The sequence below is a fragment of the Bacteroidales bacterium genome (assembly GCA_031275285.1).
Taxonomy (GTDB): Bacteria; Bacteroidota; Bacteroidia; order Bacteroidales; family UBA4181; genus JAIRLS01.
The window spans coordinates 1-17,038 of record JAISOY010000211.1 but is presented as its reverse complement, the minus strand read 5'-3'; the positions used below and the strand labels follow the sequence as shown (position 1 = coordinate 17,038).

14 protein-coding genes are annotated in these 17,038 nt (G+C 38.8%); 4 read left to right on the top strand and 10 right to left on the bottom strand.

The genetic code is table 11. The features are described 5' to 3' along the window. Window positions 1–389: 389 nt before the first annotated feature. A complete protein-coding gene (locus tag LBQ60_20825; GenBank protein ID MDR2040367.1) occupies window positions 390–2,663 on the bottom strand; it encodes a carbohydrate-binding protein in 2,274 nt (757 codons plus the stop codon). A gap of 53 nt (window positions 2,664–2,716) precedes the next feature. Here LBQ60_20825 and LBQ60_20820 point away from each other — a divergent pair, with 53 nt between their 5' ends. Continuing rightward, window positions 2,717–3,025 (top strand): hypothetical protein, encoded by a 309-nt coding sequence (locus LBQ60_20820; GenBank protein ID MDR2040366.1) that lies wholly within the window; start codon window positions 2,717–2,719, stop codon window positions 3,023–3,025. Between the two features lie 463 nt (window positions 3,026–3,488). Here the strand turns inward: LBQ60_20820 and LBQ60_20815 are convergent, their stop codons facing one another. The 4 genes from LBQ60_20815 to LBQ60_20800 form a co-directional block, all read right to left on the bottom strand. Then, window positions 3,489–5,315 (bottom strand): O-antigen ligase family protein, encoded by a 1,827-nt coding sequence (locus tag LBQ60_20815; GenBank protein MDR2040365.1) that lies wholly within the window; start codon window positions 5,313–5,315, stop codon window positions 3,489–3,491. 23 nt (window positions 5,316–5,338) lie between these two features. Further along, complete coding sequence (gene lepB, locus LBQ60_20810) at window positions 5,339–6,169, bottom strand: signal peptidase I (GenBank protein MDR2040364.1); 831 nt, start codon at window positions 6,167–6,169, stop codon at window positions 5,339–5,341. Between the two features lie 134 nt (window positions 6,170–6,303). Beyond that, a complete protein-coding gene (locus tag LBQ60_20805; GenBank protein MDR2040363.1) occupies window positions 6,304–6,921 on the bottom strand; it encodes a hypothetical protein in 618 nt (205 codons plus the stop codon). Beyond that, window positions 6,918–8,051, bottom strand: coding sequence for a 6-bladed beta-propeller (locus LBQ60_20800; GenBank protein MDR2040362.1), 1,134 nt, complete (start codon window positions 8,049–8,051; stop codon window positions 6,918–6,920). The genes LBQ60_20805 and LBQ60_20800 overlap by 4 nt, the downstream gene beginning before the upstream one ends. 945 nt (window positions 8,052–8,996) lie before the next feature. Here LBQ60_20800 and LBQ60_20795 point away from each other — a divergent pair. Further along, window positions 8,997–9,149: a hypothetical protein gene (locus LBQ60_20795; protein MDR2040361.1), complete on the top strand. Its 153-nt coding sequence runs from the start codon at window positions 8,997–8,999 to the stop codon at window positions 9,147–9,149. 150 nt (window positions 9,150–9,299) lie between these two features. On the opposite strand, the gene LBQ60_20790 is transcribed toward LBQ60_20795, so the two are convergent. Both LBQ60_20790 and LBQ60_20785 read right to left on the bottom strand, forming a co-directional pair. After that, on the bottom strand, window positions 9,300–9,539 hold the full coding sequence (locus LBQ60_20790; GenBank protein ID MDR2040360.1) for a hypothetical protein: 240 nt from the start codon (window positions 9,537–9,539) through the stop codon (window positions 9,300–9,302). Window positions 9,540–9,956: 417 nt separating this feature from the next. Then, window positions 9,957–11,123 (bottom strand): AAA family ATPase, encoded by a 1,167-nt coding sequence (locus LBQ60_20785; GenBank protein ID MDR2040359.1) that lies wholly within the window; start codon window positions 11,121–11,123, stop codon window positions 9,957–9,959. A 1,494-nt stretch (window positions 11,124–12,617) separates the two neighbouring features. Here LBQ60_20785 and LBQ60_20780 point away from each other — a divergent pair. Then, entirely contained in the window at window positions 12,618–12,842 is a 225-nt protein-coding gene (locus LBQ60_20780) for a helix-turn-helix domain-containing protein (protein ID MDR2040358.1), read from the top strand. A 232-nt stretch (window positions 12,843–13,074) separates the two neighbouring features. After that, complete coding sequence (locus tag LBQ60_20775) at window positions 13,075–14,031, top strand: hypothetical protein (GenBank protein MDR2040357.1); 957 nt, start codon at window positions 13,075–13,077, stop codon at window positions 14,029–14,031. Window positions 14,032–14,099: 68 nt separating this feature from the next. On the opposite strand, the gene mnmE is transcribed toward LBQ60_20775, so the two are convergent. From mnmE to LBQ60_20760, 3 genes are all read right to left on the bottom strand, one after another. Continuing rightward, window positions 14,100–15,497 (bottom strand): tRNA uridine-5-carboxymethylaminomethyl(34) synthesis GTPase MnmE, encoded by a 1,398-nt coding sequence (mnmE, locus tag LBQ60_20770; GenBank protein MDR2040356.1) that lies wholly within the window; start codon window positions 15,495–15,497, stop codon window positions 14,100–14,102. Next, window positions 15,490–16,062 (bottom strand): DUF4269 domain-containing protein, encoded by a 573-nt coding sequence (locus LBQ60_20765; GenBank protein MDR2040355.1) that lies wholly within the window; start codon window positions 16,060–16,062, stop codon window positions 15,490–15,492. The genes mnmE and LBQ60_20765 overlap by 8 nt, the downstream gene beginning before the upstream one ends. Window position 16,063: 1 nt before the next feature. Further along, a partial coding sequence (locus tag LBQ60_20760) for a glycine--tRNA ligase (protein MDR2040354.1) occupies window positions 16,064–17,038 on the bottom strand: 975 nt, incomplete at its 5' end.

The following is a 17,038-nucleotide window of genomic DNA, read 5'->3' as shown; positions in this document are numbered from 1 at the left end:
CTCCAATAATTGGGAATGCAGAACATCTCTATTTTTGCATAAGGGTTGCCCAAAAGTCCAAAACAACGGCTTAACCTTTAGCTCGACGAAGTCAACTCAGCGTAGCGTTCTCAACGAAGTTAATTACAAATTAAGCCGAACGCCAGAAGTCTATCAGTTCTAAGTGTATAATTTCTGGCTGGCGCAATGTCGAAGTCAGGTCTGAAAACGAAAATCTCGCCTTTTTTACAAAAAAAATACTTTTTATTGTTGCGTGTCTGTTTTTATCCCAAAAAGAAACAATACTCAAAATCTTTTACTGAACTCTCGAATTTTGATTGCATAATGTAAAAAAGAGAGCTGCCCTTTTGAGACAGCTCTATCGGGTACACTTCCCTCAAGAACGTTTATTATTGATACGTGAATTTCAGGTTTCTCAGATTCATAGAGACAGGCGTACCAAAATAGAATCTTATCTGATGCGTACCTTCACTAAGCCTAATCGAACGCTGTATATCAAACCATCTCCAGATAGTCCATCCCCCTGTTTGTGGTATGGATACCGGACCGGTTACATTAATACCATTCAATTCGATATGGCAAACGCTTGTGCTAGTACACGCCACTTCTGCCGATATGAGATAATCCCCTGCATCTTGTACTTCCAGCGTATATATCAACCATTCGCCTAAGGCGATGTATTCGATGCTTGCCTGATCGGAATGAATATCAACGCCCTGAAAATCGCTATCGCCACCGGTAGTCCGGTAAATAGAGTCACCGGTAGTATGAGGTGTTGTATCGTAATAGGAAACACCCTGACCGCCTTTGTCGAAGTCCACACTTTTCAGCGTGTAGGGTGCGGCGGCAGAGAGGATATGTGGTCCGTTAAATGGCTTGGTTTTCCACTTTTTTTCTTTCTGATATGTGAATCTGAAATTCCTGTAATCAAAATTGTCACCATCAATACAGAATTTTATCTTATGCGTACCTTCAGTTAACGCAAGAGTCTGGGAATGAAGAATCCATCGCCATGAGCCATAACCACCGGTAGATCCATAAGTAACCGGCTTCATAGCAACGCCGTCCACTTCAAAATGAATGGTGGTTTCCCCATTTACGGCCACTTCCGTCTCAACAATATAATCCCCCGGATCCTGCACTTCAACGGTATAGAACATCCATTCGCCTAAGGCGACGTATTCGATGCTTGCCTGATCGGGATGAATATCAACGCCCTGAAAATCGCTATCGCCGCCGGCGGTCCGGTAAATAGTGTCGCCTGTGGTATGCGGTGTCGTATCGTAATAGGAAACACCCAGGCCGCCCTTGTCGAAATCCACACTTTTCAGCGTATAGGGAGCGGCAGCAGAGAGAACATGAGGACCATTGAAAGGTGTTGTTAAATCCGTTGTATCCGGCTTGAAGAATCTGCAACTGCCGTCTTCGTTTAGCATAAAAGGGTACGAAGCCGGTGATTGTACGCCATTGTTGTAATAAACAGGAAGATAATAAATGTTTTTACCTGCGGATAGAAATTGAATGGAATCGCCGGTAACAACACCCCAGCCAACAGGATGCCATTCACTTCCTTGAAGGATAGCCAGAAAAGCATATCCTGTTTTGTTCAAATGACCGTTCAGTACAGGTACCCGTATATCTGCACTTTTTCCATATTCAGCGGTTGCATCAACCATGCTGTTCACATCCTTCAACAAGGGTGGAATGTTTACAGCATCTGTGGTTACATTCTTCTGATTGGCATATACATAGCGATATATTTTAGCAATATGGAAATCCGTACCCTGATGCGGTTCACCGGGATTTGACTGTGTTCCCATAAAAGATATATGAACAGCGCTGTCGCGCACACTGTTCCACGAATGGCCCGCCTTGGCTTCGACATATTTGGGTGTAAAATCATAAGTGACGGGAATACCCAGACCGCGCATCACAAAAACTGTCAAGGCAGACATTCCATCACAGATACTTCGCGTGGTAGCCATCAATTGAGAATAATTCATGGGTGGAAAATCATTATCCATCCTAAAGCGGGGCAGGCGGTCATTCACCCTGTTACAAGCCTCAATAACAGAGGTGGTCGTGTCTTTGGTAAATGTTTTGTAAAAATCTGCAAAACTGGCAAGCACTTTTTCACGCCAGTTTTCCAATGGCTCAGTTTTCACGCGATATGGCAATATTTCCTCGCAGAAAACATCGAACGGGATATTTTTTCCCCACGGCATTTCCCGCCACACCATAAAGGCAAGTTCAATGTTGTTGATCAGGTATTCCGCAGAAATATACGTTACGTCATCTTCTATTACCGGCTCGCCTATCTGATAGGTATCTAATACCGATTGTTTGTCCGATGAACTTGTCCATCTCAGCATCACCGTAGCCACATCGTTCCATGGCGCATCATAATACTCCGAGTATTTGCCCGGCATATTAATAATCAGGAATTCAGCAGCACGGAGTTTTAGGCTATCTGCAGGATTTTTACTATAATGTTCCAATACTTTTTCCAATTCCTTGCGGTTATCATCTGCTAGCCGTAACACTCTTTCAATTTCCGGGGAATAACGGGAATTGACTGACTGGTAACGACGCCATGTAAACCAACCAAATACAAAAACAATCATTACTGCTCCAACTATAACATAAATATCTTTTTTAGTCATACTTTGTATGTATAAATAATTTAAGTAATTGTTCAAAATTATACCATACATATATGGAATCATTTTTTACCCTTCTTTTTCTTGATAAAAAGAAGCAAAAATCAAGGCTTGCTTCCTCAGCGACCAGCCACTGCACGCTACGGGACGCCGGAAGGACTCGCCTGGCGGCTCAGACAGCTTCCGGCTTGCCCCTTCACTTTGCAGGACTGGTGCCCGCTTCCGGAAGGTCAGGCCCTCCAGGTGTAACACCACTGTTTGAGCAGGGGAACAGAAAATATGATATATGTGAACTAATTATGAACATCTACTTAATTATTTATTCAATTACTTTCCAACTTTTCTTGGTTTTCCTATCCCCATAAACAGTGGAAGAAACATGATGGCAATAATCAGTAAGCGGCTGCCGCTACACTCCTCCCACCAAGATCTGTGGGATCCGCTTTCCGCTTTATACCCTAAGGATGCATTTCTGTTAAACAGTTTGATGTGGCGCTTCATAACATTATGCGTTTGCTTGTAACTCCCTATATACTCATATTGGACACATAATTTATATTGCTGATTCTCTTTTACTATACTCTTCGGTATCTGAGCTTTCTCAATACCGCCAATTCAGAGTGCCTGAATTCACTGTCTCGGTTCCGTTGGATACCAGTTCGCAATTGAAATCCTTTTCTTCTGGCAGGATTGCTTTCACGTGAGTAGGTTTATCATCTGCCACATGGGAAGAAGGGATTTCCTTTCCTTTATCCTTTCACTGTTTTTCTTACCGGAACAGGATATCATATAAAAGGGTACAAAACATGATGATCCGTATGATATTTTTCATTCTTCTGATTTATATTTATCGTATATCTCTTTTGCTTCTTCGCGCATTTCATCAACTGCCTGCGACTCTACCTTGACTTTCTTAGTCAGTACAATCCGGGCCATTGATAGTGCTTTCTCTTCCTGTCCTGTTTCATCATACAGTTTGGCTGACAGATAGTACGGGTATAAGCGTCCTGGAACCAATAGCGAAGCGATTTTATATGCTTCTTCCGCTTGTTGGTATTCCTTTAATGCCTGATGGTTACGCCCCATTACATTGTATAGCATGGCATCGCAACTGATTTTTGCCAGTTTGGTTAAAATCTGGTTGCTTTCATCATATCGTTCAAGGCGGTATAAACATTGTGCATATTCAAACAGGAATCGGCTTTCATGACCAAGGAGATCCAGTAACTTACTGTACTCTACGGGTTGTTTCTGATCAACCTCCATATTGTTCAGCATTTTTACCCGGCTCCATTGTTTGTAAGCCTGATGGATGGGATAATATTGATAAACTGTGATGGATGTTATGACCAAGGCGCAAAAAACAATCGTCAGGCAATAGGCCGTTGACAATCTGGTCGCTTTAAGTTCGTCCTTCCTGTGAATGGAAAGTACAATCAAAAGTACTAGAACAATCAGAAAAGGCAGGAGATTAAACGGATACGACATGAATGCAAAGACAAGTAGAGCTGACAGGCCTGCTATGGCCGCATGGTTTCCCGATTTGTAGCCTCCGGAAAGGGTATAAACCAAAAGCGAGAGAAAAAGAATCAAGGGAATAACCCCTAACTCCATTCCTATTTGCATATATTCATTAAAAGCGTATTCCGGCGATCCTGCCACACGTTCTTCCTGCTCACTGGCATTTCCCGATGCAAAGTAATTCTTCTGTTCCTCGCCGTAATATCGGGCAAAACTGCCGACTCCCACACCCATAGGATGATGATGTATGGCCGATATGGTATTCTTCCAGATAAATGCCCTTCCGTCAGCCGAATCCTTTTTCAGGTGATAAAAACCCAGGGAAGCGCCAACAAGCAACAACAATACGACTGCCGATCCGATGAGTGTTTTTTTCCAATTATTCTTGGTAAGAGCATATAGTTGAGTTTTGTATTTATCTATAAAATATACACTCAAAATAAACGAACAGGCAACAAACGCTGCAATCCATGAAGCCCTGCTCATGGTAGCCGGAAGAACGGACAGGATAAGGACAAATGTGACCAGACTAATGCCCCATCTCAGGTATATAAAGATTTTTTTGAAATTAAATTTCCCCTTTATATGGGAATAATCAAAAAGCACATAATAAAGGGTGATGGGTAATACCACCGATAAATAACCTGCATAAGGGCCGGAATTATAAAACGAGCCTGTTGTTTTGAAAAGATGGTGCTGGGATGGACAATAACCATATAACTGGCCCAGGCCCCAAGTTGCTTCAAGCAGTCCGGTAATGATGAGTGCGAATAAAAGGATGGAAGAGTAACTTTTTCGTTGCACAAGGACAATCCGACAAATAGCATACAATGTCCAAAGCAGTATAAAGACGGCTAACTTCAGTGAGAACGAATCATGTAAATAATAAGTATGGGCTATCCCCCAGAAACAAAAAACAGTAACCGATATATCAACAACTGATATTCTGATGACTTTCCTGTTCATCATAAAACTGAAAAAAACGGATAATATCGTTACCAAAAGTGCGATGCCGAACCAGCCGTACTTTGCCGATACGGTCGGATTAGCCATATCTTGATTGATGATAAGTACGGTTGCCGCTACCAGCAACAACGGGACAATAAGGATAAAATTTATACCCTCTCTTAACATTGGTTTAATGTTATACTTCATCATCATTTCACTGTTTTGAAGAAACGGCTCCACCTGTTTTTCCCGGTATAAGGATCGACGGATTTATAGATGAACGACACTTTGCCTATGATATGGTCTTCGGGAAGTAATCCCCAGTATCGGGAGTCCTGCGAATCATAAACAAGGTCACCTGCCATAAAATAGTAGTTTTTACCGAATACATAATAATTAATGACACTGTCGCCTAACAAAACCTTATCATTATCAATAGAAATATTTTTCTTTGTTTCATAAATAATCAGGTTTTTATACAGGACAAGGGTATTAACATGAACGGCAAGTGTATCTCCTTTTGCCGGTACATAGAGTGGCCCAAAGGACTTTATGTTCCATCCGTAGCGTTCATCAAAAGGAAAACAATTGTAAATATTCGGATCAAGCTGCTCAGACGGAATATTATAAAACTGTTTTTGACTTGGATAATGACCGAGAGTATCCGCTACTCCCTTTACCTTATAAATGCCGTTTTCTATATAAAAGGTATCTTTAGGTATGGCTACGCATCGTTTAGCATAGAATATGTTTCTGTCTAAATCCAGATATTGCCAGTCTGAGTACGGATAATTGAATATCAGCACATCGTTGCGTTTTATCCCTCTCCATCCCGGAAGACGTGTATATATGGGGGTGGCGCCATCTCTCAATGAGAAAAGGTTGGATATAAGGCGGGGACCCGGAATGAGTTTGTTGACAACAATGCGGTCGCCATGTTCGATAGATGGTTGCATGGAAGGAGTAGGGATGGTAAAGACAGCAAAAACAAACACTCGTAACCCAATAGCCAGCAGTATACCCAAAATAATAATGAGCAACAGATAAAGAAGTAATTTTATGTATTTTGTAAAAATCATTACTTCAGTCCCTGAAAAATAAGAATTTCAAATAATCTTTATATATCGCCCGAAAACTAATTGCTGACACTTTTAAACCTCTGAAATTTTGATTGTTAAATCTGTGGATAACGTTCTTTAATATTTTTCAGGTATTCCTTTGTTAGTTCAGGGCTTGTGCTATCAGTAATAAACAATAATTTAACACATAAGTCCTTATCGAGAATAAAAAAAAATGGCACCCCAACTATTTCATACAGAGGAAAATCATTTTTTTGATGAAAGCTTATTACTTTCTTACCATAAAAATTGTCTTTAAATCGTTGTTCAATATCGGCAATACATATTATATCAGGATTAGATTCAAAATCAGGAAAAAATTCCTTAATATCAGTAAATATACCTTCAACACATGGTCTGCACATATTCTGATTCAAGCCTAATACTAATTTTGGCTGATCCGTAATAGAGTGGACGGGGATAAGCGTATTTTTATCCGAACCTAGATAAACAGAGGTATTACCTATGTTGTACTGTTCATATTTGAGTCTGGTGACAGTGATTCCCTTGGATGCCTCAAACATGGATTCAATGCCTTTCAAGTGCTGCGACCTGTGATGCATACTATTTAATTCTCTTTTATACAGCTGGTTAAAAAACAGCAAAACAATATTAAAAAGCAGAAAACATACCACAACACATATTAAAATTGTTTGTATTGATTTATTTTTCATCTGAACCAGTATTTGATCAATATTGGATTTTGTTCCATTTCAGCTTGTAACAATTTTTCAAAAACCTTTTTTTGTCTATCATCCAGCATATCTTTTGTAATACGTTTTTCTAGATCAACCCACTGAACAGGCATCAAAACGTATTCATCGGTAACAATTATTTCTTCTCCACGATACGAGTTAAATATAACCTGTTCGGTAAAATCAAGGATAAATTTTGATTGCCCGGTAGATTTGTCATATATGATATTCGCCCTGCGGTCTGGATCCTTCCATGAAAGTGACGCAAATACATATTTACTGTTATGTCTCACCGCTTGTATCAAGTAAGGAAACTGGCCAAACAACTCTTCTATTTTTTTAGGGAAAAATTTTTCTGCTTCTTCCGAGAAAATGGCTGTTGTACCTTCCTGCGTGTATGTTCCGAAATCGAATTGAAAAGCAGCTTCAAGCCGTTCCTCCCCTATTTTATATACAACAGGGTGAACAGGCCTGAAAAAATACCAGTTATCCTGGTACTGATAAAAATTTTTGGTAGCAAAAGCACCAAGATGCCTAGTTTCCTCAAATTCTTCATGCAGCAACTCTTCCTTATCAAAGTTAAAATAGATGATTTTTTTAGGTTCAAACATAGTATAAAACACATACGTATGATCATTTAAAGCAGCAAAATGGTGTACGACGCGAAAATCAGGATAGTTAACCCGTTTTGTATCGATATGGTTACCCGATAAATCGTAAATATGCACTCTGCCCTCAGGTTCGAGTAGCTCAAGGTTACCCGAAAAAGGGTTGATATTGAAATCCCTAATAAATAAATATTCTCCGGGGCCTTTCCCCTTTTTATCTATCTTAAAAAGAAATTTTCCTGTCTGATCAAACACGGAGATAATACTTTGCGTTGGATCCAATGTATAATACATATCCTGATGAACGATCATTTTACCTACACCTGCAATAAGAACGTCAGGCAAAGTTTCCAATGGAATGATTTCAATGGAACTGAAATAATCAAAAAGGGAGGCTTTATCCGGTTGATCCATATCAACAAAAATAGCCTCATCAATTTGTTGTTTTTGTTTACACATGGTCAAGCATACCACAATCAACAGTATAAATACTTTCTTCATTTTTTCAACACTCTATTAATAAATTTGTTTGTTTTTTTGATTTACACCGAGTTAACACGACTTGATATTTTACCAAGTTATTGGAGGTCAATGACTTTTCTTAAATGATTGACTTCTGTAAATATGTCCACTTCTAAGGCTCAACCATCTTTTCACACTATTTGTGTGTATTGTTTTCAACAATCTATCTGCACCGCTTAATAAAGCGCGTACAAGATTTATCATTGAAACTCTTTGTTTATTTTTGAGTATCGGTCGAGCAAGTTTTGTTCAACTTGTCAGATTCTGTGGTTGCACCAAACAACACTTCCGCATCCAGTTCGCTAAAGGTTTTCAGCGGCTCTGCTTCAACACTTCGATGGTAGAACAGAATTGCGCGGCAGAGCGCGCCATCGCTTTTGATCCCTGTTAGATTCCCTAATCAAAGAAATATCACGAAGGCATATCACGATTTTGTTTGGGTTGCGCAGGAGCTCTCAAACGAGGTTTGGAAATTTTGCGAGATTGCCAATTTAGAACTTGACAATAACAACAATGCTATGCACTTGTTAGCTGCACAAACCATCCTCTAACAAGGCGGAAATTTACTTCAATTCTATGTCCAGATATATGAAGATAGCAACCGAATCGAAAAATATTCATTTGTGAAAAATATCATGGAAACAGTTCAGCTTTGTTGACCGCCTCAGAGACGATGTCGTTCCACATTATATTGCAAACATTGAAAAGATCGAAAACGCGGCAAGTACAGGACAAAGGGGAACGGGTTGATTTTCACAATCTGAACGCGTCAGTCTCAGTGATAAAGAACACACCTACACCACCGTAGTAAAATCTAAATCCTTAAAAGTGAATATCCAAATGTTGATGTGATATATGCCAAAACGGGAGTAAATAAAATTACTTCTCAACAGACGCCGAAAGCTTGCTACACAAGCTTTAAGAATGTACTGTAGTCGATTTCAGATTGAGTTTCTATACCTGGATGCCAGGCAGCACAATTCTTTGACCAAATGTGAGGCTCCAAGCAGGGAGAAACCCGACATTCATTACAATGCGTCACTATCTGCTATTGATCTGGATAAGCAGGCACAGTGATATTCATTGCCAGTGGACAAACACAGAGCATTTCCTATGAATACATTTAAAACAATAAATCACAATAAATTACTGATTGATCGTTTGATGTGCATGTTTAAGGTAAACCCGAACCTGATCAAAAATAAACAAAAAGTCAAAGAACTTATATTATACGGAACTGATGCCGCTTAAAAATAACAGGGTATTGTTATAAAAAATGTCCAGTCGTTTTGATCCGGACATTTTTAGCGTACTGTTATTAAAAGCATATATCCACAGGTCTTCCGGTTTTGTCACATGGACATAATATATTCCACGTATTGCTATGACAGTCCTTTCCATGACAACTACCTTGACTACAGGTAATAGTACCACCTTCACACCTACAATAATCAAGAGGATTATCACAAACTGCACATCTGTCACCCTGTTCTCCCATTGCCAAAGCTACTATGTTTTTCAATGACAATTTAACATTGAAATTAGCGTTGTCATTTAGTGTAAAATTCAGATTTACAGCAGATAAAGCAACAATTATTATCGCGCAAACAAATAATATTATTTTTCTCATGATGATTCCCTAATTCGTGTCGGGCACAACCTCTAAGTTAAAGATACAAATAAATTAAAGATACAAATGTAATTTTTTTATTGAAATAATGGTTAAGGAACTGTTTATATTTTGCAAATAAACACTCAGTGCTATTTATTGTTTTCTTAAGTCGCATTGGTCAAATTGGTTACGCTTAATAAATATGACATGAATTGTTTTATATTACTTACAATATAATAAAATGTAAATATTAAATTTAACCTATCTATAATCTAATAACTCATTCCAAACTGCCATAGTGGAACAATATTCAAATACCCACTCTCTATATCGTCTTTTACAATATACCCATTCTCAACCTCTTTAATCTGTTTTTGTCCCTTGTTTTTACCTCCAACTTCAAAAATTTTATCATCGATCAGGAAATCAGCAACAGGAGATGAAAATACATTATATTTTACCCGCATTTGATTGAAGAAGAATGTTTCTCTAATATTACCTATATCAGATGTATCTTCTGTAAGATTATAAATCAGATTGGTATTATCCAAATATATTTTATCTACTTTTCCTAGTCCCCGAATACCGCTTGTATTGTCTCTCAATTGGGATATCATACCCGCTTCCTCTATATACAGGCAATAGTCCGAAATATTGTTCCGGCTGGCGGATAACATTTCAGCGATTTTACTCATGTTGGGCTTGAATGGTGCGCTTTTAGAGATTATAGCAAGTAATTGCTTTAGCTTTCGTCCGGTTGCTACATTCATATCAGCAAACATCGGAATATCATTCTCCAATGTCTGATTGATAATCTGCCCTAAACGTAATCCGAAATCTTCTTCTAAAGCAAACGGATAATACCCTGTCTTTAAATAATCAGAGAAAAGAGGTAGCGGGTGTTGTACAGGCAATTCAACCTCATGTTGCAATATTTCATCTAATGAATAAGTTTTTGCAGAAATATTATGAAACAACTGCAGATATTCCCGAAACGATAAACCTTGCATATTGTATATAACTGCCCTGCGGCTTAAATCGGAAGCTCCCTTTTTTATATCCAGAACTGAAGAACCAGTGAATACGACATTCAACTCTTTGTGATAGTCGTAAATCAACTTTAGTTCCTTTGCCCAATCTTTGTATTTATGGATTTCGTCAATAAACAGGTATTTACCGCCATGTTTAACAAAAGTATCTGCCAGATCGGTAAATCTGTTATCTACAAAATAAAAATCCTCTGCCGTTACATAAAGTGTTTCGGCAGGATTAAGATTTTGCTTGATGTATTGCAAGACCAATGTTGTCTTACCAACGCCACGAGGTCCAATAAGTCCTATCATCCTGTTCTTCCAATTTATTTCGTTATATATATATCGGAAAAACATTGTGCCGATTTCTTTTATCAGCTTATTTGAGTATTCGAATAACTTATCCATATTTCACTTTTTTACAAAGATAACAAAAATGCACTTTGAAAGTGCATTTTTGTGCATTTTTTGCACTATCATAGGGCATTATTAATATGAGAGTAGAATTATTTAATAGAAACAGACGATAGTTTTAAGACAGGTATGCTTCCGGCTGGATCAAATAAGCCTCGTATATCTATCATAGTTTAGTCAGTATCTGATGTTACGTAATAATCCGCTTGGGTTATCTATCAGCATGATCATTAAGCATAGGAATGATTTTGATAATATTGCTTTCAAACATCAATATATCAAGGATTGTAAGTCCGTTTTAATTTAGCCCGACGGCAACGCCCCGGGATATTGATCATTTTTGATTCTCCGGGCTGTAAGCCCAGGTTAATTAGTTAACCTGGGCTTACAGCCCGCTTTGTCCGAATTCGTTTTCATTTCCCAAGGCTGAAGCCATTGGGCTAAAATAACCTGCCATTTCATGGCGAAACGCTTATTTTTGGAATAAAAACCCAGTCTCTGCGCAACATCAGTTTGTATTTCTAATGACAAAAATAACTCCTCCAGAAAAGAACAGCAACCGGGGTCTTTCAAGTGCTGCATTCCACCAAATTGAGAATGCAGAACATCTCTATTTTTGCAAAAGGATTGTCCAAAAGTTCAATACAACGGCTTAACCTTTAGCTCGGCACAGCCAACTTAGCGTAGTATTCTCAACGATTTTAATTATAAATTAAGCCGAACGCCAGAAGTATATAGTATTATTTGGGTAATACGACGTATAGACTTTTCATCTTTTGTAAATTGATATAAAAATGATGAAACATATACCACTTGATGTCTTTGTGATGCCCAGAAAACTTCTGAAAATCTGCCATTGTTTTCTCTGATTATTGTATTCATACAGATCGTTCAGCATTTCTATAAGTAAATCAATATCATCAATACATTCGAGAAAAAAGTAAACCGTGTTACATTTTCCCCATTTGTTAAACGAGCAGGAAAGAGTAGTGTTGTCGTCATCAAATCTTATTTCTAAAACATTCTTATATGTATCTTCCTCAATATATTCTATCACGCATATTGTATTGTTGGGGTATGTTTTCCGGATTTGATTGATTGAGCGATTTAGAACTTTTAATGAATGAGAGATGAGATTCAGGAGATGTTTGAATTGATTCTCCACGGTTGTAAAATTGTGTTTGCAGTTCCCAACAAACCATACACATAGAAAAAGCGTGGAACTCACACTGCTCCATAGTAGAGGTACTGCCTACCCAACAAACGAAACAGGTGAGCCCACGCTATAAGATACAAATATAGCATGAGCTCAGCACTTTCGTCTCGTTTGTTTTTGAAAATTGGCAGTTTTCTACTATGAGACGTTTTGCGACGCTACTTTATCAATTTTATTTCCTGCAAATATACAAATAATCTTTCAGAATATTCCAAAATGGAATAGCAAAATTCTGTATATAATATTGCATAGTGGAATTTTTCCATTATGCCATGAACAAACAGGAATATACAAAGAAAAGACGATTACTATCGGCCAAGCTGATTGAAGCCAGAGAAAAAGCTGGATTTACTCAAAAACAGGTTGCTGGCACTGGTATAATTACCCAAAGTGAGTTATCTAAACTTGAAAACGGTTCGAGAAGGGTTGATTTTCTGGCACTTTTGGAATTAGCTGAATTGTATAATCAGCCTATAACGTTTTTTACTTCTAAATGAAAAAATCCTTACATAATAGATTTAAGTAGATCAACAGAATTAGTTTAAATGATAATTTTCAGCCTTCATACGCTTCACTCTAAATACTAAGGAGGAGTCGTGTATGTGAACTTTAAAAATCATGCAGCTTAATTATGGGGACTTACTTACTCATATGGAAAGATGAAAATTTTGGTTAATAATATTTAGTTTTGATTTTTGAAATTACTTTATCTACAAAAGATAACACACTATGAAACAGTCATTAACAGAAAAACAAAAAGAAAGATTAAAGACTCTAGAACCTAAACTTGATTTTGCCATTAAAAATAGGGATTATCAGACTGCAAAAGGTTTAGTGCATGATATACAAGTTATCTTAGGGCCGACTCAACATTATGTTCGTCTCTGTCAATCAAAAAATAAGTTATTTGAATTTGCTATTGATTTATGTGACTTTGAATTCGCTATTAGTGGACTAAATTCTAATAGAACAATATTGAACAGACAAACAAGAATTTACTTGGAAAGTACAACTTTGTTAGCCATTGCTTATCTACGATTACAAGAAGTAGAAAAAGCAAAGCCATTCATTAAAGAAGTATTAACCAACCAAACAGTTATAAAATCGGAGCGAACAAGAAAAATATTTCATGAAGAAATAATTAATAGATTTAATGAAGAAGTTGCTCTTTGTTCCTTAAAGAATTCATCAAATCCAGAATTTGATGAAAACGAAATCGAACAGGATGTTATAAATTTAATTCAAAATTTATCTGACCAAGAAATATTTGAGCAAATTGGGCAAGCTTCGCCTAAATCAACAAAGGATTTAATATTTTTAGTATATGACTTTTCAACAAAACAATTGACACATAATGAAAGGCTTACACTTCCTAGTCCTGAACAAAAATTAAAAGATGCAGAGGTTGGAATAACTGTTTTCCAATCTATTAAACGAGTACTATACAACTCATTATGTAATCCTGAAAGTGAAATTTATCAAGTATGGTTTAATAATGGTATGCAATTAATTCTATCAAAGGGTTATATAAAAACAGCTGTTTTATCCTGTTTGATTGGTTTAGGAATTGGAATAAAAATGATTGCAGTTTCAATAATTGCACTGATTATGAAATTGGGAATTGAAGTATATTGTGATAGATATAAACCAATGGGACTTATGGAAATCAGAGAAAAAAAGAATTAATTGCTATAACTTATTTTACATTTCTCTTCAGATAATCGCAATTTTTCTTAACCGCTGATGACCAAGATTTACTTCCCAATACAAAAATTCTTAAAAATATTTTGAAGTACCTCTTCGGAATGTATCTGTTGCCCGGTAATCGTTCCCAGATCATACAAACAGTCCCGTATATCCTGTGCCAGCAGATCACCGGGAATATGATCATCCAGTCCCCGGATCACCTTCTCAATGGCCAGTAAAGCCCGTGACAATGCCTCGTAGTGCCGCATATTGGTCACAACAATATCATTTTCTCCGATCTGTGGCAGATGAGCGGAAGCGACCAGTTTCGTCTCCAGTAAAACAATATCAGTATCGGATTTTGCTGAAATCACCATACAATCCTTATCGAAATGACGGTAATATTCCAATTTCTTTTCCAGCTCATTCTCTTCCAGCCGGTCGGATTTATTCAATACAAGGATCAGTTGCCGGTCCCTGCATTTTTCAATGATCATACCGGCAAATGAACCGGTACTATCTGGTTCTTCCGTCAAATCGATCACCCAAAGGACAATCGACGATTGTTCGATTTTCCGGAATGTCCGTTCAATTCCTATCCGCTCGATGGCATCATTTGTTTCCCGGATACCTGCCGTATCGATAAAGCGGAACATCAGTCCGTCGATAATGATGGTATCCTCGATCACATCCCTGGTGGTCCCGTGTATATCGGATACAATGGCCTTATCTTCTTTCAGTAGTTGATTCAGCAATGTAGATTTTCCTGCATTGGTGGCACCGATAATAGCTACGGGTATTCCGTTTTTGATTGCATTTCCTGCAGCAAAAGAATCGGTCAGGCGCCTGATCTCCGTCTCGATTTCAGATGCCAGTATCCTCAACTCGGTACGATCGGCAAACTCAACATCTTCCTCACTAAAGTCCAGTTCCAGTTCCACCAGGGATGTAAAATTCAGCAACTGGTCCCGTAATATGGATAACCGGTGGCTGAATCCACCTCTCATCTGCTGTACCGCAATCTTATGGGATGCAGCAGATGACGCAGCAATCAGATCGCCGACAGCCTCCGCTTGTGACAAGTCCAGTTTTCCATTCAGGTATGCCCTTTGTGTATATTCACCCGGTGCAGCTATTTTGCAGCCCTGCTCCACCAGCAGTTTCAGTATCTCCTGCTGTATAAAGATGGAACCATGACAGGATATTTCAACGGTATCTTCACCGGTATATGAATGAGGGGCCCGGAAAACCGACACCAAAACCTCATCGATGATGTCTGCCTGCCGGATAATATGCCCGAAACTGATTGTATTAGGGAACTGTTCTGCAACAGAATAACTTTTCTTCATCGGACGGTATACCGTATCACAAATCGCAAAAGCATCGGGACCGGAGATACGGATCACGGCGATCCCCCCCTGCCCTGCCGGCGTAGATATGGCACAGATGGTGGTTTGATCAGGCATGGCTGTTGGTAATTTTGTCCCCAAACATAAGCGATAATTCATGATCGGAAAAAGATGCCAGCTCCAGTATCGAACGGTAAGGGTTTCCTTCTATCTGCAAAACCTTACAAAAAGCCGGTTCAGTTTTCATTCCATCCGACTTTACTTTTATGACCGCTTCCCGGAAAGATTCGCCCAACAACTTCAAAAGCCTGTATTCGACGATCATATGCCTGTATGCCTCCTGTTCCTTAACAGGAACGGGCCTAGCGAATATTTCGATCCTGAAATGATTACTCGTGAAGTTCGCAATGAAAGTGTCTCCGCTTATTTTTTCATGAAAATCATCATATCCGGAAAATAACCGGAATATCAGATCCCGAAAAGAGGATATATCATCCATTTTGCAAATAATATCCAGATCACTTTCCGGAAGGTCTATATGGATCGGGATGGTTCCGGCAAGAACAGGGTGATAATCCGCAAGATAGTCGAATATACCTATTTCCTGTAAGGTATCATATGCCTGACGTTGCCTGTCTGAGCCACTTTTCAGGTAACTGATATCATCCCACTCATGATCCATGTTATACCAACTCCTGCAACAAAGTCTTAATGCTCACTTTTTCAGCGATAATATCCGATAACTGCTTTACAGATACTCTTTCCTGTTGCATGGTATCGCGATAGCGAATGGTCACGGTGTCATCTGTCAGCGTCTGATGGTCGACAGTGATACAATACGGGGTTCCTATGGCATCCTGACGGCGATAGCGTTTTCCGATGGAATCTTTCTCATCGTACTGGCAATTAAACGCAAACTTAAGGTTGTTTTTAATTTCCGTGGCTTTTTCCGCCAGACCATCTTTCTTCACCAAAGGAAGTATCGCTAGTTTCACCGGCGCCAAAGCCGGCGGAATACGCATCACTACACGTTCATCGACCGAGCCATCTTCTTTGGTCAGTTTTTCTTCCGTATAGGCATTGGAAACAATGCTGAGGAACATCCTGTCGACCCCTATGGATGTCTCCACCACAAAAGGAGTATAGCTCTCATTACGTTCCGGATCAAAATACTGTATTTTCTTACCGGAATATTTCTGGTGCTGGCTCAAATCGAAATCGGTACGGGAATGTATCCCTTCCAGTTCCTTGAATCCGAATGGGAATTCAAATTCTATATCGGAAGCTGCATTGGCATAATGCGCCAGTTTCTCATGCTTATGGAAGCGGTATTTCTGATTACCCATACCCAATGACTGATGCCATTTCATCCGGGTCTCCTTCCATTTTTCATACCACTCAAGTTCCGTTCCCGGAGGCACAAAGAACTGCATCTCCATCTGTTCGAATTCACGCATCCGGAAAATAAACTGACGGGCGACAATCTCGTTCCGGAAAGCCTTTCCTATCTGCGCAATCCCAAAAGGTATCTTCATACGCCCTGTCTTCTGCACATTCAGGTAGTTGACAAAAATCCCCTGTGCCGTTTCCGGACGAAGGTATACTTTTAACGCACCATCAGCAGTTGAACCCATTTCTGTGGCAAACATCAGGTTGAA